This is a genomic window from Vibrio sp. R12-SG2-ISO1, assembly GCF_059834045.1.
In genome coordinates, this window is record NZ_JCBDGO010000001.1 from 218619 (window position 1) to 244981 (window position 26363).

At 50.4% G+C, this 26363-nt stretch carries 22 protein-coding genes; 9 read left to right on the top strand and 13 right to left on the bottom strand.

All coding sequences use genetic code 11. The features are described 5' to 3' along the window. Positions 1-356: 356 nt before the first annotated feature. The 3 genes from AC6R10_RS00980 to AC6R10_RS00990 are packed head-to-tail and all read right to left on the bottom strand — an operon-like array spanning position 357 to position 3213. The gene (locus AC6R10_RS00980) at positions 357-785 is read right to left on the bottom strand and encodes a GtrA family protein (protein WP_500671220.1); all 429 of its coding nucleotides are present in this window, start codon (positions 783-785) and stop codon (positions 357-359) included. After that, positions 782-2185 carry an ArnT family glycosyltransferase gene (locus AC6R10_RS00985; protein WP_500671221.1) on the bottom strand — a complete coding sequence of 468 codons (1404 nt, stop codon included), beginning with the start codon at positions 2183-2185 and terminating at the stop codon, positions 782-784. Before AC6R10_RS00985 ends, AC6R10_RS00980 begins: the two co-directional genes overlap by 4 nt. Next, complete coding sequence (locus AC6R10_RS00990) at positions 2182-3213, bottom strand: glycosyltransferase family 2 protein (RefSeq protein WP_500671222.1); 1032 nt, start codon at positions 3211-3213, stop codon at positions 2182-2184. The genes AC6R10_RS00985 and AC6R10_RS00990 overlap by 4 nt, the downstream gene beginning before the upstream one ends. A gap of 125 nt (positions 3214-3338) precedes the next feature. Here AC6R10_RS00990 and AC6R10_RS00995 point away from each other — a divergent pair, with 125 nt between their 5' ends. The 4 genes from AC6R10_RS00995 (at position 3339) to AC6R10_RS01010 (ending at position 6657) form a co-directional block, all read left to right on the top strand. Next, positions 3339-4037, top strand: a complete 699-nt coding sequence (locus tag AC6R10_RS00995) for a response regulator transcription factor (RefSeq protein ID WP_500671223.1) — start codon at positions 3339-3341, stop codon at positions 4035-4037. Beyond that, positions 4031-5290, top strand: a complete 1260-nt coding sequence (locus AC6R10_RS01000; RefSeq protein WP_500671224.1) for a sensor histidine kinase — start codon at positions 4031-4033, stop codon at positions 5288-5290. The genes AC6R10_RS00995 and AC6R10_RS01000 overlap by 7 nt, the downstream gene beginning before the upstream one ends. Before the next feature lie 89 nt (positions 5291-5379). Beyond that, positions 5380-6276 (top strand): 1-aminocyclopropane-1-carboxylate deaminase/D-cysteine desulfhydrase, encoded by an 897-nt coding sequence (locus AC6R10_RS01005; protein ID WP_500671225.1) that lies wholly within the window; start codon positions 5380-5382, stop codon positions 6274-6276. Between the two features lie 54 nt (positions 6277-6330). Continuing rightward, the gene (locus tag AC6R10_RS01010; RefSeq protein ID WP_500671226.1) at positions 6331-6657 is read left to right on the top strand and encodes a DUF1496 domain-containing protein; all 327 of its coding nucleotides are present in this window, start codon (positions 6331-6333) and stop codon (positions 6655-6657) included. A gap of 2 nt (positions 6658-6659) precedes the next feature. On the opposite strand, the gene AC6R10_RS01015 is transcribed toward AC6R10_RS01010, so the two are convergent. Continuing rightward, positions 6660-7775: a GNAT family N-acetyltransferase/peptidase C39 family protein gene (locus tag AC6R10_RS01015; protein WP_500671227.1), complete on the bottom strand. Its 1116-nt coding sequence runs from the start codon at positions 7773-7775 to the stop codon at positions 6660-6662. A gap of 69 nt (positions 7776-7844) precedes the next feature. Between AC6R10_RS01015 and AC6R10_RS01020 the strand changes: the two genes are divergently transcribed. Further along, positions 7845-9296, top strand: a complete 1452-nt coding sequence (locus tag AC6R10_RS01020) for a RimK family ATP-grasp domain-containing protein (RefSeq protein ID WP_500671228.1) — start codon at positions 7845-7847, stop codon at positions 9294-9296. A gap of 60 nt (positions 9297-9356) precedes the next feature. Here the strand turns inward: AC6R10_RS01020 and AC6R10_RS01025 are convergent, their stop codons facing one another. From AC6R10_RS01025 to AC6R10_RS01055, 7 genes are all read right to left on the bottom strand, one after another. Further along, positions 9357-10991, bottom strand: coding sequence for a response regulator (locus AC6R10_RS01025; protein ID WP_500671229.1), 1635 nt, complete (start codon positions 10989-10991; stop codon positions 9357-9359). Continuing rightward, entirely contained in the window at positions 10988-11347 is a 360-nt protein-coding gene (locus AC6R10_RS01030) for an Hpt domain-containing protein (RefSeq protein WP_500671230.1), read from the bottom strand. Before AC6R10_RS01030 ends, AC6R10_RS01025 begins: the two co-directional genes overlap by 4 nt. A gap of 10 nt (positions 11348-11357) precedes the next feature. Further along, the gene (locus tag AC6R10_RS01035) at positions 11358-12746 is read right to left on the bottom strand and encodes a sensor domain-containing diguanylate cyclase (protein WP_500671231.1); all 1389 of its coding nucleotides are present in this window, start codon (positions 12744-12746) and stop codon (positions 11358-11360) included. Next, entirely contained in the window at positions 12743-13339 is a 597-nt protein-coding gene (locus tag AC6R10_RS01040; protein WP_500631658.1) for a response regulator, read from the bottom strand. The genes AC6R10_RS01035 and AC6R10_RS01040 overlap by 4 nt, the downstream gene beginning before the upstream one ends. Continuing rightward, complete coding sequence (locus AC6R10_RS01045) at positions 13336-14505, bottom strand: EAL domain-containing response regulator (protein ID WP_500671232.1); 1170 nt, start codon at positions 14503-14505, stop codon at positions 13336-13338. The genes AC6R10_RS01040 and AC6R10_RS01045 overlap by 4 nt, the downstream gene beginning before the upstream one ends. Then, positions 14502-18197: an ATP-binding protein gene (locus tag AC6R10_RS01050; protein WP_500671233.1), complete on the bottom strand. Its 3696-nt coding sequence runs from the start codon at positions 18195-18197 to the stop codon at positions 14502-14504. The genes AC6R10_RS01045 and AC6R10_RS01050 overlap by 4 nt, the downstream gene beginning before the upstream one ends. A 314-nt stretch (positions 18198-18511) precedes the next feature. Further along, positions 18512-19594, bottom strand: coding sequence for an ABC transporter substrate-binding protein (locus AC6R10_RS01055; RefSeq protein WP_500671234.1), 1083 nt, complete (start codon positions 19592-19594; stop codon positions 18512-18514). Positions 19595-19722: 128 nt separating this feature from the next. Between AC6R10_RS01055 and AC6R10_RS01060 the strand changes: the two genes are divergently transcribed. Together AC6R10_RS01060 and AC6R10_RS01065 are read left to right on the top strand one after the other, a co-directional pair. Then, a complete protein-coding gene (locus AC6R10_RS01060) occupies positions 19723-20775 on the top strand; it encodes a FecCD family ABC transporter permease (RefSeq protein WP_500625586.1) in 1053 nt (350 codons plus the stop codon). Beyond that, positions 20775-21545 (top strand): ABC transporter ATP-binding protein, encoded by a 771-nt coding sequence (locus tag AC6R10_RS01065; RefSeq protein ID WP_500671235.1) that lies wholly within the window; start codon positions 20775-20777, stop codon positions 21543-21545. The genes AC6R10_RS01060 and AC6R10_RS01065 overlap by 1 nt, the downstream gene beginning before the upstream one ends. Positions 21546-21597: 52 nt before the next feature. Here the strand turns inward: AC6R10_RS01065 and AC6R10_RS01070 are convergent, their stop codons facing one another. Both AC6R10_RS01070 and sohB read right to left on the bottom strand, forming a co-directional pair. Further along, complete coding sequence (locus tag AC6R10_RS01070; protein ID WP_500671236.1) at positions 21598-23460, bottom strand: methyl-accepting chemotaxis protein; 1863 nt, start codon at positions 23458-23460, stop codon at positions 21598-21600. A 194-nt stretch (positions 23461-23654) separates the two neighbouring features. Next, entirely contained in the window at positions 23655-24716 is a 1062-nt protein-coding gene (gene sohB / locus AC6R10_RS01075) for a protease SohB (protein WP_500631665.1), read from the bottom strand. 89 nt (positions 24717-24805) lie between these two features. On the opposite strand from sohB, the gene AC6R10_RS01080 reads away from it, so the two are divergent. After that, positions 24806-25549 carry a YciK family oxidoreductase gene (locus AC6R10_RS01080; protein ID WP_500625583.1) on the top strand — a complete coding sequence of 248 codons (744 nt, stop codon included), beginning with the start codon at positions 24806-24808 and terminating at the stop codon, positions 25547-25549. A gap of 129 nt (positions 25550-25678) precedes the next feature. Next, entirely contained in the window at positions 25679-26362 is a 684-nt protein-coding gene (gene imuA, locus AC6R10_RS01085; protein ID WP_500633512.1) for a translesion DNA synthesis-associated protein ImuA, read from the top strand. The last annotated feature ends 1 nt before the right edge of the window (position 26363 follow it).

Consider the following 26363-nt stretch of genomic DNA (forward strand, 5'->3'; position numbering starts at 1 on the left):
TGTTTGAAATATACATCCGAAACATTTAACTAACAACCAATTAACATCACATTTTTGCGTTTTGGTCTGACCAGATAAAAAAGTGTGAAAGTAATTCATTGAAACGTAAGAGAGATTTTTTATTGCGAACAAAAAAGTGTGCAAAGAAGAAAAAAGAGAGGAAATTTATTGAACTGTTTGCGCCGTCCCCGGTCTGAATAGGTGTAGTGAGCAGAGCATTCGAAGTTTACAGGCCGTCAAACTTGTTTCCTTTCTGAACCTACTCATATGCTGCTTTTTCTTATTAACTCCTATGTTTTATGTATCCGCCCAGAGACCTTTTACTCTGGGCTTTTTTTATCTGTTCTCTTGCGGTTCTAAACGCGAGCGCCACGGCGCTGAAACACCCAATGTTTGCTCAACCAATAGTTGCTGACCATGCCTGCGAGTACGCCAAGTACCAAGGCCAGCAGTGGTGCCCCATCGTTCTCACCCCACCCTTGCAGAACGAGGGTAAACACCGCGAAATTAGGCAACGCAGACAAGCAAGCACTCACCATAAATCGCCCCCACTCTGACCACTTATCTCTCGACTGACTGGCAAACGTGAACACTCGATTGCCAAGCCAAGTGACGCACGCGGCGCAAAAGAACGCCAGCAGACGTGACAGCATCACGTCAAGCTGAAGTAAGTAGTGCGCGGTGACAAAAACGCCACTGTCGGCGATAAAGCCCGCCCCTCCAACCAATGCAAACCGAACAAACGGAGACTCTGCCAGCCAAGTGGACAACGTCACCTCCTTCATGTCGGCTCCGAGCATTTGTATAAAGTTCGTTGGCTTTTTGCCGTCATTTCAACGATACAACTGAGATGGAGATCAGCAATAATTGGCTCCACTTCGTTCGGATGACCGATCAGTTGCACCGCATTTCGTCGATCAATCTCACTCACATCGGTCAACACCTTGGCTTGCCCTGAGCTGTAAAACTGCCCAGAGAAAGGTCGTTTTCCGATATAGAAAGTTGCGATTTGGCGATCTGCATGGGCCAAAATGCGCTTATCACTGCGCTTTTCCGCGACGCCCAGATGCAAGATGAACACGGCAATGACCAACAAAACCGGAACAACACTGGCGGTCACTTTAAACCACTTCGCATCCGGCTTGATGTCCTCGGTCAGTTTGGCGATCGCAATGCCAAGCGCAGGGATCCCTGGCAGCACATACGCCGGTAGTATGTTGCCCGATAGAGAAAAGAGCACCATTGGCGAAATAAGCCACCACAATGCAAAAGAGAGCACGCCTTGGTCTTCTTGCAACAGACCTCTTAACGCCTTGCGCTTACGCCACAGCATTACTGGCAGCACCAATGACCAAGGCGCGGCGCTGTAGAGCCAAAATAGCCAAATTGTGCCCCGAACTTCATCATGAGCTGTGCCATACAAATCCCCTTGCCAACCACTGACCAAAAAGCGCTTGATATGCTCACCGATGATAAAGTAGTCCAAAAAGCCGGGGGTTCGCTGCTCAGCCAGTAGATACCAAGGAAGTGCAATGGCGAGCATCAACAGGCTTCCACCTAGCCAAGGCACGCGTTTTACAAATAGCGCGACGCCTTGAAAAACCCCATGTCTAATCAGTACCCAAGGGACAACCGCCAGTCCCATCAAGACCAATACCAAGGGGCCTTTGGCAAGCAGACCTATCGCAAGGCCAATAAAACCGACATACCCCCATCCTCGACTCCCCTGCCAGCAGCGAAAGAAACCCACCATCGCCAGCGTCATACCCAGTGTCAGTGCCATATCTGTCATCACGGCGCCAGCCGCAATCGCAAAAATGCCGCAGGTCGCCAACACCAGTGCGGTTACCAAACCGCTCAATTTTTGCGAGCGAGCAAAATTGGCCATCAACAGCATCACCACGACACCAGCCAGCCAGTGGGGGAAGCGCACGGCAAACTCATTGACACCAAACGCCTCAATGCCACCAGCACTCATCCAAGTAAACAAGGGCGGCTTACCCCAAAACGGCACACCGTAGTCGAACTGTGGAGTCACCCAGTTTTTCGTTTCAATCATCAGTCTGGCCATTTCGCCATAGCGTGCTTCGGTGGTGTCCATCAGAGGGTAAGCGCCGAGACTGAGCAAACGAATCAGCAGCGTCGACCCTAAAATGGCCCATAAATGAACGGGGTTGAATCTCATGCTCGTCGCTCCTTACGCACTGCTTTGGCCTCTACCTTCTTCGTTCCCAATGCATTGAGCCCGATGGTTTCTTGAACCGATTGAACCAAATAGAGCGGGCGCTGTTTGGTTTCAATAAAGATGCGCCCGAGGTACTCCCCCATTACGCCCATGCACAATAATTGCACGCCGCCCGACGCTAACTGAACCACCATCATGGAGGGGTAACCGGATACATCTTCGCCAAACAGTAAGGTTTTGCCGACGATGACAGCGCCATACACAAAGGCGCTCAACGCAATGGCAGCGCCGAGCAAAGTGGCGATCCTCAGCGGAGCGATAGAGAACGACGTGATGCCATCGACCGCCAATCCAATCAGTTTGAATAGGTTCCATTTGGTCTCACCGCAATAGCGAGCGTCGCGCTGAAAACTGAGCGTCACTTGCTTGAACCCAGGCCAGGCGAAAATGCCTTTCATGTAGCGATTGCGCTCTGGTAGTTGATTAATGTGATCAACCACTTCGCGGCTGAGTAGACGAAAATCACCGACATTTTCCGGAATGGGTGTTTTCACCATGGTATTGAGTAGCCAATAATAGAGCGCCGCCGAGCGCTTTTTGAACCAGGTTTCGCCCAATCTTTCGCTGCGCTGCATGTTGACCACATCAAACCCTTCGCGCCATTTGGCAAGCATCTCTGGAATCAGCTCTGGTGGGTCTTGCAGATCGGCATCAATCACGACAACGGCTTGACCGCGAGAGTGTTCAAGCCCCGCGCTCATCGCCGCTTCTTTGCCGAAATTACGACTTAAGGCGACACTCACCACCCGGCATCGCTCACACTGAAACGTCGCCACCAACGCTAAGCTGTCATCACGGCTACCGTCGTCGACGTAGATGATTTCACACGGCTCATTGAGCGAATCCAATACCTGCGAGAGTCGTTTATGCAATGCGGGTAGCACCGCTTGTTCATTAAAATAAGGCACAACCACACTAAGAGCGATTGCAGAAACATTCGATTTGGGTACAGAAGTTATAATGCCCATCACGCCTACCTGCTTCGGTTATCTGATACCATCACTCTAAAGTTGCAGGTGTGAAAAGTGTGTTATCGACGTTTTTTTCACGTTTCGATCACCATGATGGGGAGCAAAGTGTATGAGGTCGATGAATGAATAAAGTATTGCTCGTGGAAGACAATCGCGAAGTCGCGGGTATTCTGTTTGATTATTTTGAAGCAGAAGGGTTAGAACTCGATTACGCAGACAACGGTGAGTTGGGACTCAAACTCGCCCTAGAGCAATCCTTCGATCTGATTCTGCTTGATTTAATGCTGCCGCGCATGGATGGTCTAACCGTGTGCAATAAGCTCCGTGAGGCGGGCAATACCACCCCGGTATTAATGCTCACTGCACTGGATAACCGAGACGATATGCTCAACGGCTTTAAGCATGGCGCCGACGACTACCTCACCAAACCATTTGACCTTGAGATTTTAGATGCGCGTATTCATGCCCTGATCCGCCGTTATCGCGGCCAGGTTGCCAGCCAAACCCTTCGTTTTGGTCCTCTGCGCATTGAACAAAAAACGCGGCAAGCCTATCGAGACGATCGCCGCTTGGCGCTCAATCCCACCACTTACACGATTTTGGAAATGCTCTGTGCCCGCGCGCCAGAATTGGTGACTAAACAAGAGATTGCAGACAAGTTATGGCAAGAGGAGGAACCCAATAACGATGTGTTACGCAGCCACATTTACCAACTGCGTAATCAGCTCGATAAACCCTTCGCCTCACCGATGTTGATCACTGTGCCCAAAGTCGGTTTTCGCCTGCAAGTATGCGTCGATGACGAGGAGCATGCATGTTAGGTAGCTTGCCCCCTTCGACACGCTCACTCACCGGCCGACTGGCGCTGTTTTTCACCTTAATGTCTTGCGTGATTGGTTTGGCGGTGTTTCTGATCTTCTATTTCGCGATCCAATGGGCGGAAGACCGAGTCGGCGAACGACGTATTTTGATTGATCGTGATAATGCCGTGCATCGGTTCATTGCTGGCGAACAGGGCAGAATTGCCCTTGATGAGTTGACCATGGCGTACAACGACATGTCGCTGATCCCCTCAGATTATCGAGCCTTTCTCAGCCAACATAGCGAATACTTGGGCGAAATCGACGACCTGTCTCACATGGTCTACAAAGGCCACTACACAGACCAAGGCGAGCACAAACCGATTGTCTTGCTCTCCTTGATTGACAAAGTCGAGTTTGATGATGACGAAATCTTGTATTCCGGTTTGTTGGTCATCGGCCTCGTCGCTGTGCTGATGTTTGCCTTTGGCACCGTGCTGTTTCGCCTTTCAAAACGGCTCATTGAGCCGATTAATCACATTACCGACCAACTCAATCAGTTAAGCGGCGATGGCAATAGAGAGTTCACCATCAATCCGGATGCGGCGAATGAATTCCAGCTTCTCACGGCGCGGCTTAACCAATATCGCCATGAGCTCAATCAAACGCTCAAACGAGAACAGGCGTTTGCACGCTATTCCAGCCATGAGCTGCGTACACCACTCACCGTGGTCAAAGGCGCCAATACGCTGCTCCAGCGCTCTGAACACAACGCGTTTCAAGCTCGGCAAATTGAACGTATCGATGATGCGGCCCGCCAGATGATGACCATGGTTGATGCACTACTGGCGCTGGTGCGCTATGAGAGAAATATCGACGACGCCCCTCTTCGCTTTCTCGAAGAAGCCGAAGTCGCGGCCATCATTGAGCGCCACCAACCGATGGCGAAACAAAAACAGTTGCCCCTGCATCTCGAGGTGACGGGGCAACCTCAATTACGCGCCACCCCCGCCGTGATTGACATGGTATTAGGGAATTTGCTGCGCAATGCCATCGCGGCGACCGAGCAAGGGTCGATAGATGTTCATCTCTCGACTCATTCTCTCTGTGTGATTGATGACGGTGAAGGGTTGTTAGACAAACCCAATCAAGAGGGTCATGGGCTGGGGCTGATGATTGTCGATGACCTTTGTCGCCGCTACGGTTGGCAGTGCTCTTTGACCCATCACGAGGCGCGCGGGTGTCAGGCATTGATTGAGTTTGGGCTATCCTGAGTCGATACTCGGCTTACTGAGACGACATTGGGCATCGGGAAAAAGATCACGTACACTACGCCTCTTTTTGACACCCTGCACGTTAGACCATGAAACTCAGCGATACGCCCGTCACGCAACATCAAGTGGCTTCGATCCCCTTTTTTCTCAAGCGAGACGATCAACTGCACAGCCACTTCTCTGGTAACAAGGCACGCAAACTGATGTCAGTACTGAGCGGCGAGTGGCCAAAGGTGAAAACCTTGATTGGCTATGGCAGCGCACAGGCGAACTCCGCCTACTCGCTTGCCGCGCTTGCTGCAATAAAGGGCTGGGCGTTTGAGTTTTATGTCGATCGTATCCCCGCATGGCTAGAGCAGCAGCCGATGGGCAATTATCGCGGCGTGTTGGAGCTCGGTGGGCAAATCATCGCCGTCGGCGATTCAGGGCTAGAACCCACGCGCTACATCGAGCAAATCCGCCAACCTGATGATACCTGCTTGGTGATCCCCGAAGGCGGCCGCTCTACCCTGGCAGAGCCCGGCGTGGCAGGACTGGCGCGAGAAATTCTCTCTTGGACTCGTTATCATCCCGAGCACGAGTTTGTTGTCGCCCTACCTTCCGGAACCGGTACCACGTCGCTCTATCTGCAAAAAGCACTCAGGCCGCACGGCATTGAGGTGCTGACTTGTCCGTGTGTGGGCGGGAGAGCCTACCTCGAAGCGCAGTGGCGAGCATTAGGTGAAGAGGTGTTTCCCACGGTTCTTGAACTCGAACAAAAGCATCACTTTGGCAAGTTGTATCAAGCGGACTATCGGATGTGGCAGCAACTGCTGGCCGACACCGATGTTGAGTTTGATCTGCTTTACGATCCCATGATGTGGCGATGCCTGCTCAACTGGTACCCAAATCACCCGCAAAAGACTATTCTCTATGTGCATCAAGGGGGATTACTGGGCAATGAAAGTATGCTGGCGCGTTATCAACGCAAATTTGATGGTGTTTAAAGCCAACGCATCCCCTAAGTTCATCACCAACCAAAGAGTAAAAGGAGCGCAGCGATGCGATTGTGCACTCAAATTCTAAGTCTGTTGTTGGCTCTCGGCATGACTTATCCTGCGTTGGCAACCGTCATCACAACGCCGGGTAAACCGGTTGTCGGCGTCAACGCTACGCGCCTTGCGGAGCGCGTCTGTTACTACCAAGACCAAGCCTACTCATTGGGCGCCGTGATTGAAGTCAAGGGTCACCTGCTGCGCTGCTCCAAAGCCAACGACTTTGAGAGCAATGGCGCGCTGAAATGGCAAAGCCTTAATCGCCAAGACGAAAGCAAAACCGAGCAACCTGACGCTGACGCGACCCAATCTAAGCGTTATTCGGTCAACTAGCTCTATGACGCCACTGCGCTGGAGTCAGAGTGCGCAGGGCGAATCACCACACAAGCGGTATGACGCTGCTTGCCAAAACCGATGATCTGCGACAGCGCCGCTTTGCTGACCGTCACGTGCGCCGAACCAACGGCATCCAGCTCAGATTCAGCGTGCGGATCATGAATGAAAAAGAACTGCTCGCTCATCCCACTCAGTACCACCCAGTGCGGCTCTTTGCTGCCATTAAAACGATAGGTGCTGATTAACAGCAAAATGCTGGCCCCTTCTTCCACCCAGCGCTCCAACTGACTCTGTGACGGTGGAGAGTCGATGATATCCACGTCCTGCTCTGCCAACTGTTGGCAAAAATCCTGATGAACAATTTCAATCACTTGCTTCTTGTTGTCATCCCGCACACTGTCGATAAATGGCGTCGACTGGGATTGACTCCACAGCTCGACATGATACCCACGTCGTGCCGCTGCCAGTGCCAATCCATGACCACTGCATCCACCGTGGCCTGACGCCATGAAAATCGTCGTCGCCTCGCGCCACAGTTGCAACTCAGCACTGCGTGTCAGAGGCTGTGATTTATCGAAATGCGCAAAAGCCATTAACAGCGACGCCGCGCCACAGGTAAATGGGGTGGTTTGCACATAAAGTGGCATATTTAACAAGGTCTTAGGTCCGTAATGACTTAAGCGTTTTTGCATTTTTAGCCCATCACACAAATCGTCGTAGTAATGGATCAGCAGCTTGAGGGTTTTATAGCCCAATTTCTTGTATAAATTTATCGCGCCTATATTGTCTTCGCGCACTTCTAGTCGTATTGTTGTGAAGCCTTTTTCGACGGCAGCGCGCTCACACATTTCGATCAACGATTGTGCAATATTTCGTCCCCGGTACTGCGGCATCACCGCGATGGAATAGAGTCTCGACAGTTGTGTTCCTTGGTGAAACAAAACTAATGCATAGCCAACCACCTGCTCATCGCACTGTGCTACGAACAAAGAAGAATGTTCAGATTGGATGAACCTTTTCATCTGCCGTGGTGAGATCCTATCACTGGAGAAAAGTGACTTTTCCAACTGATTTAACGCACTGAGATCTGTGATTTTCGATTGGCGAAAATTCATGTGATACCTTCAAAAAAAGCTTATGCTAGTGTTTACCCATCATAGCGTTATTATTAAGGAACAAGATAGATGGCAAACTTATTAATTGTCGCCGACCAAACCAGTGATTGGCAGCAATATTTCCCGTCAGAACAAGTGGTGAGCGTGGCGCAATACCTCGACAGAGATTGGCAAACCACACAACGTAACGTTCAAGTCGTCAACCTATGTCGCGATTACAGCTACATGAGCAGTGGTTACTACTGTTCGCTGATGGCCGAGGCCCGTCGTCACCGAGTGATCCCGACGGTCACTGCTATCAATGATATTTCTCAACCCCTGTTGATGTCATCTAATTTCCTCAAGCTGAGTAAACTGCCGAGTGACTTAACGACCTTGTCTTGCAAGATCTATTTTGGCCGTACGCAACAAGCAGGGCTTGAAAAACTTGCCCGTCAGCTTTTTGAGCAGTTTATGATTCCGATCATCGAGCTCAAGATGACCAAACACCAAACGCAGTGGCAAATCGAGTCAGTGGCGGCTTTCCCGTTCCAAGAGCTAGAAGATCAAGAAGAAAACTTCTTTATCGAGTCGCTTGAGCTATTCTCAGACAAAGTTTGGCGCAAACCCAAGCAGGTGAAAAAATACCGCTATGACCTCGCAATGCTGGTCGATGAAGAGGAAAAAATGCCGCCATCGGATGCCTCTGCATTGAAGCGTTTTAAGCGTGCAGCGGATCGCTTGGGGATGAACCTAGAGACGATTGGCAAAGACGACATTTCGCGTCTTGGCGAATTTGATGGCTTGTTTATTCGCGCGACCACCAACATCAGCAACTTCACCTACCGCTTTGCCAAGACTGCCGAAAAGCTTGGCCTAGTGGTGATGGATGACTCTGAGTCCATCATGAAGTGTACCAACAAGGTGTTTTTGACTGAGCTGTTGAAAAACAACAAAGTCCCTGCGCCTGCAAGCGTGATTTTGAATCGCTTTGACCCAGACTGGCAAAACGATTTGCTGAGCGAGTTGAGCTTTCCGATGGTGCTTAAGATTCCAGATGGCGCTTTCTCTCGCGGTGTGGTGAAAGTTAAAAACCAAGAAGAGCTTGAGCGCGAAGCGGCTGCGCTGTTTGAGAAAAGCGCATTGATTTTGGCTCAAGCCTTTATGCCGACCGATTTTGACTGGCGAATTGGTGTTTTGAACCACCAAGCGATTTTTGCCTGTAAATACATGATGAGTCGTGGTCACTGGCAAATCTACCAACACCACAACAGTGGTCGTGTTTCATCTGGTAGTTTTGAGACGCTCGATCTTAAGCAAGTGCCAAAGAATGTCGTCGATGTGGCGGTCAAAGCAGCGAATTTGATTGGTCATGGTTTATATGGGGTCGACTTGAAAGAGATCGACGGTCAAGTCTACGTGATTGAAGTCAATGACAACCCAAGTATTGACCATCATGTTGAAGACGCTTTCCTCGGCGATCTTCTCTATGACCGCCTGATGACGGAGTTCCTGCGTCGTATCCAAATGCGCGGCTTCTAACCCATATCATCCGATCATTCGTATCAAAGCTTAACATCATGTCTAAGTCACTCCGGTGGCTTAGGCATACTCCATCACATTGTCTTTCGCCATCGCATAGAGCTTTTTGTAATTGCTGTTGTTGCGCTCTTGTGCCGACATTTGCGCATGGACTACTCGATGGCAATCCGCCAACAAGTTAAATATCTCTCGATAGTTGCGAATTCGAATGCGGTTATTGGCCAGTAGCTTGATGATCGCCAAGCTCACTTTATAGGAGTTCGGCATTAGGGCTTTGAGCGTCGCGTATTGCTCTAAGTATTTCTCGCCTTCTTTTTCGTCGCGTTCGTTCCATTGCGCCATAATGCTTTTCACTCGCTGAATTTGGCGCTGCTTGTCTTTAAAGCGACTTTCAAAATTTTTCCACATGACGTGCTGGCTCTTCTTAATATGGGCAATTTGCTCGTCTCGAATCGCCATTTTGGCCTGCTGCAAGAGCACGGGAATGTCGTTAAACAGCGACAGGTGCTCCAGTAGATAGAGCCAATGAAAATAATCATAGAAATGCAGTGGCTTATCAACGGTGAGCTCAGAAATGAGCGACACGGCGCTGCGCATATCTTGCGACAACCAATGAATGTGCACATGCAGCAACGTCACTTGCACATCAAGATGACGACACTTTTCAAGCTCATCCAACTTACCATTGATGAGGTAGCGCTGAGCTTCAAATACTGCGGGCTTATCCTCATCAACGGCTCGATAGAGAAAACTGCGGACCGTGTTGAGCGTGATATATTCACTTTGCCGATAGGTATTTTCGTTCTTTTCGCTGTAGCGCTTAATGTAATAAAACGCGTCGTCATAATGAGCAATCGCCAGCGACAGATTGGAGAGAATCAACTCGCGCTCCGTCCCCGCCTCAAGCAGGTTGGTGGCCAATTTTAGGTGCCCTATCGCCCCCTCTATGTTGTCGTTGCGTACACACACCGCCGCCATCCCATCATGATAATAGGGATTATTGTCTTGATTCGACAAGGTGCTGAGTACATCCCTCGCCATATCAATCTCTTCTTGTTCAATCAGCACTTTGCTCAATGCGGTTTTCACGCTGTCGCAATCATATTCATCGAGCAGCGTGCGATACTGCTGGGCCGCATCCTCATATTGACCCAACTGGGCATAGCATTGGGCTTTCAGATGGCCCAGATGACGCCCATACTGCGAGTGAAACGGGTGCAGCTCATCACATACCTCTAGCGCGTGTTGGTATTGCTTGTCATAAATAGCGGCATAGACACTCGCCAGTGCCTTTTTCCGCTTGAGACCGCTGTAAAGACGCGCAGAGAGAAAGGGCTTATTGAAGGGCTTAAGCCAATAATCATCCGGGTTACAGTCAATGATGGTACGCACGATTTGCGGTTGGTTTTCACCGGTTAAAAAGGCGAAAAAGAGATCGCTTTTGAGCAGTTGTAAGTGATGCAACTCTTCGAGCAGTTGGTAGCCGTTGATCTGGCTATTGAAGTTCACATCACAAATCACGATGTCGAACGCAATCTGCTTGCAGTGATTAATCACCTCATTTGGCCGATAGGCACAAACAACGTTGCTGCTATCAAAGCCAATCTCTCTTAGGATCAACAAGATAGAGTTGCACACTAAACGCGAGTCATCCGCGACCAATACTTTAAGCTGGCTAACATTGATCCCATTCATGGCCCTGCATCCTCCGATGTCTGCATTGATTGCCAGTTCACGACATGCTCAATGCTTTGGCTTAGGTTTCGTGAAAATTGAATAAGCGCCGGCTCACCCTGCACCGATAGAGAACTGGCTTGCAATAAATGATGCGCATCACTCGCCAATAAGTGGTGACCAACCATCGCCGCGCCGCCCTTGATCTTATGCAGCAAAGCGCGAACGGCCACTGCATCCGCCTGTTCAAGCGCTTGCGTTAAACCGGTGACGTCTTCTTGCATCACATCGATATAGCACTGCGCCATCATCGGCCTTGTGCTTGGCTCAAAGGCATCTAGCCACGCCGTGTGATCGTTAGGCTGGATTTGCTGCATCACCTCTTACTTACCCCCGCTTGCCTTTGTCTTGATAGAGATTTTCATCCGCCATGATCAGCGCATGGTCTAGCTCATCATCTGGCCGTTTAAACGCGACACCCACGCTCACGGTCACCGCGATGTTCATCGGTCTTAACAACTGAGCCGATACCTGCTGTTGCAACTTCTCTTTGAGCTCCAACACACGAGGCGGAGTACACCCTGGCAAAATGGCGAGAAACTCATCACCGCCCGAGCGAACAAGATAGTCGGAGTCGCGGAAAACACGCTTCATCGCGTTGGCAATGTGTTTAATCGCTTCATCGCCGGTATGGTGTCCATATTCGTCATTGATGGTTTTGAGTTTGTTGCCATCCACGGCCAAGATAGCCAGAGTTTCACTGTGCGTTTTTTCTATAAACTTGCGAGTATTGAACACCTTGCGGTTATACAGCCCTGTCATCTCATCACGGTGTGACTCTTCGTACACTTTGGCGATATTGGCTTTCGCCTCACGCAGTTTGGCGTAGTGATTCACCCCAAGTAGCGAGACACACCAAAGCAAGAAAAAGGCGGGTAACGTATCGAGCAACAACTTGCTGACCGGATAATTGAAACTGAGCACCGATTTGTTATCAATCACGTAGTGCGAGCGAAAGCCCAGCTCTGCCAACGGGTAGTCCGGGTAACTGATTTGCACATAATTAAGCTCGCCCACACTGCCTGAGCTGTACGTCGCTTCTTCACCAAATTTTGAACCAAACGCGTACATATCTACGCTCACATCACCAATCACTTCATCGCGATGCAACACGGGGCTCGACAGCGTTATTGTCGGTTCGCCTGAGATCATATCCTGGTAGATTTTTGATACTACTAAGCGATCCGAAAGCGCCTCTGCGGTGGAAAATCGAGAACAGGTTCGAAAACGTTCGCAGCGCTGATCGTGGATGGCGCGTGTACCCAAGTCAATTTGCCCCATATCGCTGAAAAAGATGAACTTTCCCAGCCCTTGAAACGATTGGTAGTAGGTCGCAGAGCGATCATCGAGTAAAAACGCATTCATATTGCCAAAGGCATAAATCAGTGAGGACAACACCACTTTTTCATCGCGATTTAGCTGGTGCAACTCTCCGGTCAGTGGGTAAACGTAGGTCTTAATGCCATATTGACCGATATTGTTGTACGTCTCCTCCAACACCGCCTCATCAATATGAAAAACCGTATTCACAAACAAAGAGGTGTAAATAAGGCGCTGCTTTTGAGTATCGATGCTTTCTGTCAGCAGCTTGAAGTCGTTTTTTTTCGTGCTGACTTGCACATAGGAGTAGGCAAAAAACAGTAAGATATAGGCGATGAATGCCAACGCGCAAGACTTCGTCAGCACGCTGACACGACTCACTTTTTTGCTAATCATAATGCCGCGACCTTGTTGAGCTCCATTAAATTACCCACACCATATTTGTCTAAAAGACGCTTCTTATAGGTGCTCACGGTTTTGTCGCTGATGGACAGAATATGCGCGATCTCCTTGTTGGTTTTTCCGCGCAGTAAATGGTTCATCACGACGGCTTCACGATTAGAGAGATCCACTTTCTCGCGCTCAGGGCTCGGAGTTGATTTGAACTTGAAGAAGGTATAGCCGTTGAAGATCCCTTCTACTGCATCACGCAAGATCTCTTGCTGCTCCGACTTACACACATAACCGTCAGCGCCTGCTTTAAACGCCAATTCGCTAAACAGCGCGCTCTCTTCCGCCGAATAGAACAAGACCTTACCGCGATAGCCATGAGACTTAATGCGGCGGTAGAAATCGTATCCATCGACATCGGTGAGATTGATGTCCAAGATAAGCAAGTCCACCGCCCCTGACTTAATGGTATTGAGCGCACTCTTGGCGTTGTTGGCCACAGAGACACTGTCAATAAAGGGTAAGGTTGAGATGGTGGCGCGAATCGCCACTCCCACCAGTGGATGGTCATCAAACACTAAACAGCGACATTTACTCATAATAAGCTCTCTACTAAATTAGGTTGGCAAAGCGGCAGCTCTGCCAAAGGAACAGGTTTACTGACCAAGTAGCCTTGGCAGGTATGCACACTCAACCTGCGCAATACATCCCACGATTGCTTCGTCTCCACCCCTTCTGCCACAACATGAATGTTGAAAGATTGCGCAAGTTGGCTGATAAACGTCACGATGCGCTGCTTTTTGGTGTCGTTCTCAAGACCAAGCACAAAGGTGCGGTCTATCTTGATTTCGTTAAATGGGAAGGCATACAAGTTCTCCAACGAGGAGTAGCCTGTGCCAAAATCATCAATCGCGACATTGATGTGATTGACGCGCAGCTTGGCTAAGTTTTTGTATAGCGAACGATTTTTCTGGTACGAGTACTCTTCGGTGATTTCTATCGTCAGACGCTGCGGATCCACTCGGTGCTGACGACACAGCGTCAGCACATGATCGGCAAAATTGGGGTTCTCCAGATTCGCTTGATCGGCGTTCACGGAGACTTTGGCGGGCAGCAAACCCTGCTGCATATCCATGAGCGCGTTGAGCAATACGGTATCAAACAGCTCGTTCGACAACTGGCATCGCTCCACCATAGGAAGAAAGGTATCGGGGAAGAGCGTGCCATGCTCTGGGTGTTGCCATCTCGCCAGCGCTTCAACGCCCACTACCTCACCAGTATTGAAATCCACTTGAGGCTGATAAAAATTGCAAATGTCCCCCGCAGCCAATGCGAGCAAAAACTCCGCATCCGTTAGCGTTAGCGCGCGTTGAACGAATGTGCGCGGGGCCGGTTTGATGTAGGAAAATAGAGCGCTTAATTCGGCCTCCACAAAAGGCTTACTGATCTGGGCAATGAGGTCAAAACTGTAACCTTGGCACATGGCTTTCACAGTAGAGAGTACGGGTTGATCTAGCCCACTGAGAATGGCGACATGTCCAGCAAAACCGGCCTCATTGAGCGCTTCAAGCATGTCGATACCGTCTCGGCCGGGCATGCTCAAATCACACAAGATCAACTGGTAATCCCGTTGACTCAGTGACGCCATCGCCGCATCTACCGAGGTAAAACTGTGAATATCACTCACCCCGAGTTGGCGTAGCGCTCTGTCCAGCATTTTTAGCTGTAAGGGGTGGTCGTCTAATAACATCACTGTGTGTGTCATGATTGGGTTCTCCAGCGGTCTACCGCGGCTACCTCTTGCGTCAGACTATCAATCAATGACGCGACTCCCTGAGAGAATGAGTGAGCAGAAGAGTGCTCTATGTGTTGACACTGAGTCACCAGTGACGTGAGCCCAACGGCTGCCAAGCCGCCTTTAATGCTGTGTATCGCCTTACGAAGCACATCGATATCATCGCTGTCTCGCAGCACCTTTAAATCTTGATTCATCGACTGCACAAACAGCGCCGCAAATTCGGCTTGTTCGCTCTCGCTTAACTGAGCAAGCCAAGCAGGCATGGCGCGGTTTTCGTTCGCCTCTGCGGGCAGATACAAGTCAAGCAGAGCGCGTAATTGCGCCATTGAATAAGGCTTGCAAAGGACATGGTCCAAGCCGCTTTGGCTGGCAAGCTCCGTCGCCACTCGCGAATCTTCTGCGGTGAGACCAATCACGGGTAACGCACTCAGCATCGAGGCTTGACGAATGTGACGCGTCAAGGCAAAACCGTCCATGATGGGCATATGAAAGTCAGTCAGCAGCACATCGATATCCTGGTGCTGAGCAAGATAAGCCAACGCTTGTTCGCCGTTATCGACTATCTTGGCGTCAACGCCCAACTCAGCCAGTTGCATCGCGATGATGTTTTGATTGATGAGGTTATCTTCCGCCACCAAAACACGCCCGCTCAGCGCGGGACTTGCAGGCGCATCCTTAGCTGCTGACGTGGAGGTCGATGTCTGACGCGTGCGCTCCGTCAAGGCTTTAAGTACCAGATGAGGGTAGCGATAGTGCTGACTCGGCATCTCATGTACGTCATCACTCAAACCTCGAATCTGAAGATGATGGTTTTCAAGCATCATCACATCCGCAAGCCCCTCACAGGCTTTCAGCCCCCAGGCGCGAAACCACTGTGTCATTTCTACAGGTAAACCTGATTCGTTGTAGCTCACATCGCTCAATATCGGATCTAAGCGAGCACTGGGTTTGAGTGGCAGCTGTAAGCGAAACACACTGCCAACATTGACGATGCTTTCAACATCGAGTGACCCACCCATGCAGGCCACCAGCTTATCAACAATGCTCAGCCCTAAACCGGTGCCGCCAAATTGGCGCGTCACGCCATCGTCGGCTTGGGTAAACGGCTGAAAAATCTTTTCTATTTGGGCGCGCGTCATTCCGATGCCGCTATCAGAGACCGTCACGTTGAGTGCCCGATCAGTGGCGGATGCGTCAATTTTAATGAAGCCCATCTGGGTGAACTTAATCGCGTTAGACATCAAGTTGTTGATGATTTGCACCACTCGCACATCATCAATCACGCCATAACGCTGGGCAAAGGGTAAAAACGCCACGCGACACTCCAGCCCTTTGCTCTGCGCTGCACTTTCAAAGGAACGAACCGTCTCCCCCACCACCTGCAGCAGATCGGTCTCAACCGGATTCACACGCAACTGATTGGCGTGCAATTTGGAAAAATCGAGCACTTCATCCACCAACTGATTGAGGTGACGGGTCGATTGTTTGGCTTGTTCCACCAGTTCAGACACGTCAGAATGCAACGGCTTGGTTTGCATCAGCTCCAATAGCCCTTGTGCTGCCGCTATGGGAGTGCGCAGCTCATGGCTCATGGTTGCCAAAAAGCGCTCACGAGAGACGACCGCTTCCTGCGCATGTTGCTTCGCTTTGAGAAGCTCGGCTTCTTTCGCTTTGTGCTCGGTGATGTCGTTGAGCACCGTCAACACAAAGCGATTGTTTGAGCTCGGAGACGTGATCATTTTACGTTGGCGGAAAATGTGCGCCACCGACAGACGACAATCTTGAGTTTGGTGATAATCCGCGATCAGCTCACCCGCCAATACCCGCTCCACTTCTTGCGCATTATCGACCAAAGGCGACTGCGCGCTACGACTGGCCACGGTGCACCCGTTGCAATCGCCACGTTGAACGTGCTCGCAGTTACTCAGCACCATCTGGTTGCGGCTGTCATGAATAAATACCCAACTGTCGAGCTCTGAAATAATGGTCTTCAACCACTCTTTTTCGTTCTCTTCTTGATTTGCACTTGCCTCAGCCAAGCCCACTTTGAGCCTGAGGTTAGAGATAATAAAGTAGGTCAGCAGCGCCGCCAGCAATACCAATGTCAGCACTGCGCCAGCGACCTGCACCACTTGCTTGTCGTCATAGCCGTAGATGAAGTTGATTTGGCGATAGCCTCGCATCAGCTTCGCCATCTCGTTAACGTCAATGGTGCTAAATACACTGTCGAGCAATCGCTTCAACTGCGGGGAGTTTTTCACCGCAAACGCAAGGTGCACTTTTAGAGGCTCACGCTCATTGATTTCGAGCCCGCCGACATCGCTTCGTACCACCAAACCGTGCGCGATATCTTTAGGGATATAAGCAAAATCAATCGCTTGAGATTTCAAATCTGCAATCAGCGTTTTCAGGGTGTCGTATTGTTTGATCTGGCGATCGCGCCACCCGGTAAGATGAACAAATCCTTGGTGCTCACTGCTGGTCAAAACGCCGACAATGTCATGCCCCTGATGTTGAGGCACGTCACCTTCACGGGTCACGGCAACATAGTTGAGGGACAAAAAGGGCTCAGTCAGTTGCCACTTCGCCATCGGTTTTTCATCGGTATACGCCACAGGAACCAAATCGGCGTTATAGCCTGACAAGCTCCCTTCATCGAGATGATCAGGCTCTACATGGGTAAACTCGAGTCCTGTCCGTGAGCGAAGCAGTTGGAAGAAATCATGCAAAAAGCCATCAAGCTTGCCGTCTTCACCACGAAACAGAAACGGATAGGCGGTGGTCGCGGCGCTATAAGTGATCAGCTGTTCGGCGCTATGGGTACGCTGAAAATCGTTCAGTTTGAGTTCAACCGAGTGATAAGGGTTGTCGGAGACTATCGAGCGAACGTTATCTCCCTGCTCTTCTAAATTCAGCACCTGATTGACGCGATCGACAAGGCTTTGATATTTGGCGGTGGTGATCAAGCGCACTTTCTCGCTCTTGACCCACTCTGGCGTCGCCAATGTACCTTTGACGATGTCATGGCCATCAAGAAAGGTGTTTAAGACCACGAAACTGGAGATAAGCGCATCACTCAATCCCAACTCCATCGCTTGCTTGGCATCATCAAGATCGCGGGCATAGTGAATGTTATCAATGCCCGCCGATTTGAGCTGTTCGCAATGGGAAGTGCCGCGAATGCATGACCAAGCAAGAGATTCAGGCGCATGTTTGGCGAGGTGACGATCGGCGTACCACACCGCCACACTGCTAGTGAAAAAAGGTTTAGAGAAGATAAATCGCTTGGCTCGCTCCTCGGTGTGGCTAAAGCCCACCGCCCCGACCACTTCATCACGCTCAATCGCATCCAGCAGTGCATGCACCGTCGGGTAGCCTTTCAGCTCCACCTTCAACTTCAGCGCATTGGCGATGTTGACCAGATAGTCTTGATTGATGGCATCAAACGCATTAATACCATCGTGGTGGGTACCCATCGCTCCCTCTTTCGACACGATACCAAACACCAACGTCGCCCTTTGTGGCTCATTGGTCGGCGCTATTGGCGCAGTTTTGGTCGCATTCACCTCACCTGTACCTAAACCAAGCAGGCAGAGCGCGCACAGCGCCATCACGCGCAGGCGCGGCATGTGAAATCGTGTTTGAAAACGTGGCATCATAAGTCTTTCCTAATCTACTGATCGGCAAGACTATGGATATAGGAAGCAAAGTCAAACGAGCACGTTCAACGTGGGTTTCATAACTAATTGTTAAATATGGATAATTTTAAATTTTGTAGGAAGAGTATGACACGAGTTCGGGAGATACCAGACAAATCGACTCTGTCAGAAAAGAAGAAGATTGACGCTCTCTAGGCTCAGTAATGACAGAAAAGCCGAAGTGACCCGACATACGGTTCACTTCGGCTTTTGTTGAGGGCAGCACGCTTATTCAACTTGCCCAAAAGAGCGTAACCAGCCTAACAGCTGAGCTCTTATAACTCAGTCATAAAAGTGCCGGTTGGGCTAATCGGCAGGTATTTTTCATAAAACGCCTGGTATTGACCAGCAGGGTCTAAATCACTAAACAGGGATGGGTAGAGAATTTTCGCGTAAAACTGGATCATCGCGCCATCAAGAATCGTACGACATGCACCGTGATACGCCGCAAACATACGCTGGTTTTGCACCGCAGATAGGGTTGACCAACCGACACGCTGCTGAAATCCGGCTAAACGCTGCTTCGCTAGTGCTTCATCCACACCTTGCCCCATGACCATAGAGTCATCGGCGCTACCTGATTCATAGCCTGTCATCACAATCACTTCTGGATTCGCAGCGAGGATTTGCTCTGGGTTGAGTTTGCCCCACCACTCGACGTATGGAGCGGAGATATTGTCACCGCCCGCCATGGTCGCAATTGCACCCCACATGTTTTTGCCAAAGGTGTAGCCAGTTTCACTCACGCCCGCCGCACCATATTCGGTGTAGACACGCGGCTTAGGCAGGTTGGCTTTCGCGAGACGCTCGCTGATCATCTCTACGTTTTTCTGGTACTCATCAGCAATGGTTTGTGCACGTGCTTGCTGACCAGTGATGACACCAATCAGCTTAGTGCTTTGCACATGGCGATCCACCGTTTGGGCGTTGTAATCCACGACGACCACTGCGATTCCAGCACTTTGCATACGCTCAACATCCGATTCAAGTGCCTTAAATTGCCAATCCGCCAGTAGCACGACGTCTGGGTTCAAGCCGATCACTTTTTCTACCGAGAAGGTGTTGGTGTCTACACGTCCGATTTCGGGGATCTCATCAAGAGAGGGGCGGTGCTTGACATACTTCGCCCAGCTCGCCGAACGTGCTTGCCAAATGTATTTAGACATGCCAACCACATGGTCATACGCCGCTTCCGTGCCTATTGCCATATAATCTTCAGGGTAAAATCCTACGACGGCTCGTTGCGCCGGTGCATCAAAGGTCACCTCACGTCCTAGAACGTCAGTTACTGTGGTGGTTTGGGCAAAAGTGAAACCGCTAAAACAGAGTGCGGCAAACATCATTAACTGTTTAATCATTGGGTCAATTCCTTGTTGTTTTGCGACATATTAATCCCTTTATTAATGATAATGCAACTAACTATCATTAATGGTAATATCACCACCTTTATTTATGCGAATACGCCCTTTTGTACAGGTAAGATGACGTGGAATCTGTCGCCTTAGAACAGTTAATCAAGCAGCAGCGCCGCAACGAGAAGCAACGCGTAGGCGTCATTGTCGCCTTTGCTTGTCTGATTGTGATGACGTTTGTTTTTGACATCATGACCGGGCCTTCGATGCTCAATGCATCCAAAGTCCTCTACTCATTATTGGAATGGATTGGCTTGCCGTATCAAGTCGATGCATCCACGCAAATCATTGTCACCAACCTGCGCTTGCCCATCGCTTTGATGGCGATCGTCGTTGGCGGCGCACTTGGCGTTGGTGGTGCAGAAATGCAGACGCTCCTGAACAACACCATGGCAAGCCCCTACACCTTAGGTATGGCGGCAGCCGCAGGCTTTGGCGCGGCCATCACTCTGTACATGGGATCTTGGGGGATCAGCAGCAACTATGCGGTGCCACTTGGCGCGTTTTTGTGTTGTATGTTGTCGGCGTGCTTTTTGTTCTCTCTCGCCTCGGTGCGTCATATTAGTTCTGGCCAGCTGATTCTTGCCGGAATTGCGCTGCTGTTTCTGTTTCAATCGCTGCTCTCGTTGGTGCAGTTTGTCTCCTCCCCTGAACTCAGTCAGCAAATTCTATTTTGGCTCTTTGGTAGCCTGTCGAAAGCAACGTGGAATAACCTAGCCATTACTGCGGCGGTGGTCTTATTGGGAGGCGTGTTGCTGATGAAAGATGCGTGGCAACTCACCGCGCTGCGCCTTGGGGAAGAGCGGGCAAAAAGCGTTGGCGTTAACATCAAACGGCTGCGATTAAAAACCCTGTTTATCGTCGCGGTGATCACCGCAACCGTGACCAGTTTCGTTGGGATCATCGGTTTTGTCGGCATTGTCGCCCCCAATATGGCGAAATCCATGGTGGGTGAAGATCAGCGATTCTTCTTGCCGATGTCGTTTTTGGTTGGGGCATTTTTGCTCTCAGGCGCCTCTGTGCTGTCTAAAATCATCGTGCCAGGCGCGCTATTTCCCATTGGCATAGTCACCGCCATTATTGGCGTGCCTTTCTTCTTCTGGCTTATCTTGGCGAAGCGAGGTTAATGGTGCTGGTTGCGGATCATATTCACATTCATATCGATAATCTCACGCTGGCAGATAACATCAGCTTTGAGCTCAATCCCGGTCAAGTCACTGCGGTACTGGGTCCCAACGGCGCCGGAAAGAGCACACTCTTGAAAGCGCTGTTTGGCGATATTGACCTCTCTCAAGGTGCCATTCGTCATCAAGAGACCACGCTCAACCCGAAAGCTCTCGCTCGCTGGCGTGCTCGCTTTGGCTACATGCCGCAAGACATTCACCTTGAAGTGAGTTTGACTGTGATAGAAGTGGTACTGATGGGCAGGCTCGATAGTTTGAGCTTGCGCATTGATGATGATTTACTCAAGCAAGGGCTGCACATTCTCAACAGTATTGGCATGGCCCATTTAGCGAATCGTAACGTTAGCTCACTCAGTGGCGGTCAACGGCAGATGATTTTGTTCGCCCAAGCTATCATGCGCAACCCGCAGATCATGTTACTTGATGAGCCCGTTAGCGCATTGGATCTTCACCACCAGCATGTCTTGCTTGATCACTTAGTGAAACAGACACGCGAGCAGCAGTTTGTCAGCATTATGGTGCTGCACGATCTTAATTTGGCGGCGCAATACGCCGACCATCTTCTGGTCATCAAGCAGGGGCAATTGGTCGCCAGCGGCGCGCCCAATGCCATTTTGACCACAGAGCTGGTGAAGTCCATCTACAATGTGGATGCCACGGTTCATCATGATAACGATGGCGTACCCTTCGTACGTACTCTAAAAGCCAGTTAACGCACGCTCACCGCTCAAGAAAAGCCCCAGCATTAAGCTGGGGCCACTTCGACTAAACAATAAACTTGTTGAGTGCTGATGATTGCTCTTCGACAAGGCGCGTCTGTTGCTCGACTAAGTTAGACGTTTCCAACGTACGTTCTGCTACTTGGCTCGACAGATCTTTGATGTTCACCGTGTTGCCGTTGATCTCTTCAGCCACCAAGCTTTGCTCTTCCGCCGCGGAAGCAATTTGGATATTCATTTCGGTGATTTGCGACACCGCATCTTTAATGCGATGCAATGATTCATTGGCACTGTGCGCGTGCTCCACCGTCTCCATCGCCAGATCGTAGCTCTGAGTCATCGCCGAAGCCGTCGTGTTCGCGCCCGCTTGTAAGCGTTCAATCATAGCGCGAATCTCGGTGGTCGATTCCGTCGTGCGCTGCGCTAAGGTGCGAACTTCATCCGCTACTACCGCAAAACCGCGTCCTGAATCGCCCGCACGCGCCGCTTCAATCGCCGCGTTCAATGCAAGCAGGTTGGTTTGGTCAGCAATGCCATTAATCACGCTGACGATAGATTCAATGCTGTCAGTTGAGGCTTCCAGTTCACGGACACTTTTCGACGCGCGCTCCATCTGCTGAGCCAATGTTTGGATAGAATCAGACGTCAGCGAGACAATGCTGGTGCCCTCTTCTGCAGCGTGATCCGCCGATTGCGCAGCGTGCGCGGCGCTCTGTGCGTTCTCTGCCACCAACGCACAGGTCGTCGACATCTCATTCATCGCAGTCGCCAACTGCTCCACTTCTTGTACTTGAGTGTCCAGCAGGATTCGTGAATCGTTCGCCGCGATGTTGGTCGATTCCGCCACATGAGTGACATCGTGAGCTGTACGTTGGCTGTCTTTAATCAGCGCTTGAATCGTCGCCACAAAGTTGTTGAAGCTTTTCGCTAGCTGGCTAAATTCTTCATCGGTATTAGTATCAAGACGCTTGGTCAAGTCACCATCGCCACTTGCAACGTTGTCCATCGCTGCACTCAGTTGACGCAATGGGCGGGTTAACCAAGCGATGATCGCCAAGAAAACCGCTAAACTGAGGAACATCAAGAGAGTGGCAATGATCATCGAGCTTGTTCTCATGTTCTGCAAAGGAAGATGTGTCTGCTCAAAATCGACGAGGATGCCGACAAACCAGCGTGTATCAGGCACTGGCTGGTAGGTGACATAGTAATCTCGCCCATTAACAGGCAAGATCTTAACATCATCGCTAATCGCACCATTTGCAATGAAACGGGTCAGAGGCTGACCATTAAATTGCGCGTTTGGGTGACCAATGATGGTGCCATTTTCATGAACAATGAATAGCGTGCTGTGTGGCACGTCAGCCTCATTGACAGTGGCTGACAACACAGAAAGGTCAACATCAAAAAAGCTCACTGCCTCAAGCTGACCACTCTGGTAAATCGGTTGTGACACAGAGATCAATACCGCGCCTGTGCCTTCATCTACATACGGCTCTGTCACCACTCGTTGACCCACGCGCTTTGCGTCCACATACCAAGGGCGGGAGCGAGAATCCCAGTCACTCGGTGGCGTCCAACTGGCATCATTGTGCACAATTCGGCCATCATCTTCATAACCGACTCCGGCGGTAACAAAGACATGATTCAGTGCCGATTGATTGAAAATAGTATGAACACTCTCTTGAGGTGCGGTCGCCGTCAACTCCGATAGGTAATCAGCAAAATCATATTTGGCCTTCATGGTCTCCGACAAATTATCGGCTACCTGTTTCATCGAGAGGTCAATCATTGTTGAGATAGAACTCTCCACTTCTTTGCTCAATGCACGGTAGTTAAGGGTCGATAATAGACTCAACGACACTAAACATATCGCTGATCCTGCTACGATCAGTTTGGTACGAAATTTCATAATTCCTCGGAGACAAATAAGCATGCTCGTGCGAGTGTAGCGAAGTGCATATTTTATGAGGAATATCGGTTATTCCTCATACAGTAACGAGGTACACATTGGCTCCGTACCAATACCAAACAGCAAAAAGCCCACCGAAGTGGGCTTTTGGGAGTTAGGCTTTCGATGTCGTGTTACCAAAGCATCTATCTTTATCACACAATCGGTCTTTGTCCGCGATCCATCAGCTTCATGAGTACGTTGTCGGCGGCTTCTCCGGCAATGCCGGCCAGCTTGGATGACAGCTTTTTCTTTTGTGTGTAATGGATCGCCAAAACGGTTTTTTCTTTGCAGGCTGTGGCGATAAGGTCATCAGAAGTGTTGATTTCATCCACCAAGCCCAGTTTGTGCGCTTGTGTGCCGAACCAGTGTTCACCGGTGGCGACTTTCTCCAACGCTAACTCTGGGCGATGTTCACGGATGAAGTCTTTAAAGAGATCATGCGTCTCTTCAAGCTCTTGTTTGAATTTTTCACGCGCTTTGTCGGTGTTTTCACCAAACATGGTGAGGGTGCGTTTGTACTCACCAGCAGTCAGCTGCTCATAGTCGATGTCATGCTTTTTCAGCAACTTGTTGAAATTTGGCAACTGGGCAATCACGCCAATAGAGCCGACAATCGCAAATGGTGCCGAGACAATTTTGTCCGCAATGCACGCCATCATATAACCGCCGCTGGCCGCCACTTTATCGACCGCGATGGTCAGTGGAATGCCCGCGTGCTTAATGCGATCCAATTGCGAAGAGGCCAAGCCATAGCCGTGCACCATGCCACCACCCGATTCAAGACGCAGCAGAACTTCGTCTCCCTCACGGGCCACGGCAAGAATGGCGGTCACCTCTTCACGGAGCGAAGCCACCTCTTTCGCATCAATGCTGCCCTTAAAATCCAACACAAAAAGGTGCGGCTCGCGCTGGCTGTCTAACTCACCCGCTTTACTGGCCTGTTTAATGGCTTTCTCGCGCGCTTTGGTCTCTTCTTTCTGGCTCTTCTTCTCCGCCTTGTCGCGCGCTTTCAAAAACGCATCATCATGCAGATGATGTTCAAGGGTATCGACGGTGTGTTTATGCTGTTCACTGAGGTTGGTCACCTCCAGTTCACCTTTCGCACTGCCACTCTTGCCACCCGCGGCTTTGGCTATCACTAAAATCGCAATAATCGCGACCACAACAGTCACAATCTTGGCTAAAAACAGCCCGTACTCCAACAAAAATTCCAATGTGAATATCCTCTCCTAGGCGAATTGGTGTATTGTAACCACCTTGTCACGAAGACTTAAAGCAGAAGATTACAATAAGGATGCACATCGTGGATTATGCTGTCTCTTCAGATGCCCTGAAAGGTAAGGTTATTCTGGTTACTGGCGCGGGAGCCGGTATTGGTAAACAAGCGGCGCTCTCTTATGCAGAGCATGGCGCAACGGTGATTCTCCTTGGCCGCACCGTCAAAAAACTCGAAGCCACCTACGACGAAATCGAAGCCGCCGGCTACCCTCAGCCAGCGATTATTCCCTTGGATATGAAAGGCGCCAGCAAGCAAAACTATCTGGATATGGCCGATACGATTGAGAGCCAGTTTGGACGTCTTGATGGTGTGCTGCACAACGCCAGTTTGCTTGGCGTGATCAGTCCGTTTGATCAAATCGGTGAAGACACCTATGACGACGTGATGCAAGTCAACGTCAAAGCGCCCTTTTTGATGACGCAGGCCCTGCTGCCTTTGCTGCGTAAATCCGACGATGCGCGCATTGTCTTTACCTCATCCACCGTGGGTCACAGTGGCCGCGCGTTCTGGGGCACGTATGCGATGTCCAAATTTGCAACCGAAGGCATGATGCAAGTGTTGGCGGATGAGCTCAGTGACTCGACTATTCGTGTTAATGCCATCAACCCAGGCGCGACCCGCACAGGCATGCGCGCAAAAGCCTACCCAGCGGAAGATGCCGATTTGCTCAAAACACCGCTCGATCTGATGCCCCTGTACCTCTACTTGATGGCACCGGAAGGTCGCGCCGTCAACGGTCAGTGTATTGACGCGCAACCGAAAAAATAATCACCAATAAACGCCGTCTTCTCAACGCCTTGCACTCTGTGTGAGGCGTTTTTTTATTCACTCACACCACAAGGATCTTGTCGATCGTTGATAAACAATTATACTGTATATATGTACAGGTAAATAGTTATGTATGAACTGATCGAACATCTTAAGCAAAAACAATGGCTTTGGCAGGGTAATCAAACCTTAGCAGAGCAAGACCACTACACCACTGGCTATGATCTGCTTGATCAAAAGCTCAGCGGCGGCTTCCCGAAGCAAGGTGTGGTGGAACTGAGCTCGCCCGCTGCGATTGGTGAGCTGCGCCTATTGCTTCCCCATCTAAGAAACACCACTCAAGAGCGGTTGTCGGTCTTTATTCAGCCGCCGGGGTATCTGTGTGCCGAGCAGCTCATCCGCGAAGGGTTCGATATGAATAAGATTTTGCTCCTCTACCCGCGCGAGCACAAAGAGGCGCTGTGGGCCGCCGAGCAATGTTTAAAAAGCGGCGCTTGCAGCAATGTGCTGTTATGGTCGAGCGAGTTAGAAGTGCACCAAGCTCGGCGTTTGCAAGTCGCCAGTGAACGCGGTGATAGTTTGTCTTTTTTGTTCAAATCCGAGCAGCACAGCCAGGCATCACTGCCAGTGAGCTTAAGCCTTGCCCTGCGCCCACACCCTTTGGGCTTAGAGGTCACTATCACCAAACGCCGCGGCGGATGGCCACACGCCAGTTTTGTCCTGGATATGAGCCGCACTTGGCCAGCACTGACGCAGGCTCGCTCGCCATCAAGCGCTGACGTACTCCCCTTTCCACTGAGGCAGCAAGGCTAAC

Bases quoted from the DNA above. Each gene is read 5' to 3' on its own strand.
- AC6R10_RS01020 (WP_500671228.1), top strand. From the start codon at position 7,845: ATGGCAAACTTATTAATTGTCGCCGACCAAACCAGTGATTGGCAGCAA.
- AC6R10_RS00980 (WP_500671220.1), bottom strand. From the start codon at position 785: ATGAAGGAGGTGACGTTGTCCACTTGGCTGGCAGAGTCTCCGTTTGTT.
- AC6R10_RS00985 (WP_500671221.1), bottom strand. From the start codon at position 2,185: ATGAGATTCAACCCCGTTCATTTATGGGCCATTTTAGGGTCGACGCTG.
- AC6R10_RS00995 (WP_500671223.1), top strand. From the start codon at position 3,339: ATGAATAAAGTATTGCTCGTGGAAGACAATCGCGAAGTCGCGGGTATT.
- AC6R10_RS00990 (WP_500671222.1), bottom strand. From the start codon at position 3,213: ATGGGCATTATAACTTCTGTACCCAAATCGAATGTTTCTGCAATCGCT.
- AC6R10_RS01070 (WP_500671236.1), bottom strand. From the start codon at position 23,460: ATGAAATTTCGTACCAAACTGATCGTAGCAGGATCAGCGATATGTTTA.
- AC6R10_RS01000 (WP_500671224.1), top strand. From the start codon at position 4,031: ATGTTAGGTAGCTTGCCCCCTTCGACACGCTCACTCACCGGCCGACTG.
- AC6R10_RS01025 (WP_500671229.1), bottom strand. From the start codon at position 10,991: ATGAATGGGATCAATGTTAGCCAGCTTAAAGTATTGGTCGCGGATGAC.
- imuA (WP_500633512.1), top strand. From the start codon at position 25,679: ATGTATGAACTGATCGAACATCTTAAGCAAAAACAATGGCTTTGGCAG.
- AC6R10_RS01040 (WP_500631658.1), bottom strand. From the start codon at position 13,339: ATGAGTAAATGTCGCTGTTTAGTGTTTGATGACCATCCACTGGTGGGA.
- AC6R10_RS01045 (WP_500671232.1), bottom strand. From the start codon at position 14,505: ATGACACACACAGTGATGTTATTAGACGACCACCCCTTACAGCTAAAA.
- AC6R10_RS01035 (WP_500671231.1), bottom strand. From the start codon at position 12,746: ATGATTAGCAAAAAAGTGAGTCGTGTCAGCGTGCTGACGAAGTCTTGC.
- AC6R10_RS01030 (WP_500671230.1), bottom strand. From the start codon at position 11,347: ATGCAGCAAATCCAGCCTAACGATCACACGGCGTGGCTAGATGCCTTT.
- AC6R10_RS01050 (WP_500671233.1), bottom strand. From the start codon at position 18,197: ATGATGCCACGTTTTCAAACACGATTTCACATGCCGCGCCTGCGCGTG.
- AC6R10_RS01010 (WP_500671226.1), top strand. From the start codon at position 6,331: ATGCGATTGTGCACTCAAATTCTAAGTCTGTTGTTGGCTCTCGGCATG.
- AC6R10_RS01065 (WP_500671235.1), top strand. From the start codon at position 20,775: ATGGTGCTGGTTGCGGATCATATTCACATTCATATCGATAATCTCACG.
- AC6R10_RS01055 (WP_500671234.1), bottom strand. From the start codon at position 19,594: ATGATTAAACAGTTAATGATGTTTGCCGCACTCTGTTTTAGCGGTTTC.
- AC6R10_RS01015 (WP_500671227.1), bottom strand. From the start codon at position 7,775: ATGAATTTTCGCCAATCGAAAATCACAGATCTCAGTGCGTTAAATCAG.
- AC6R10_RS01005 (WP_500671225.1), top strand. From the start codon at position 5,380: ATGAAACTCAGCGATACGCCCGTCACGCAACATCAAGTGGCTTCGATC.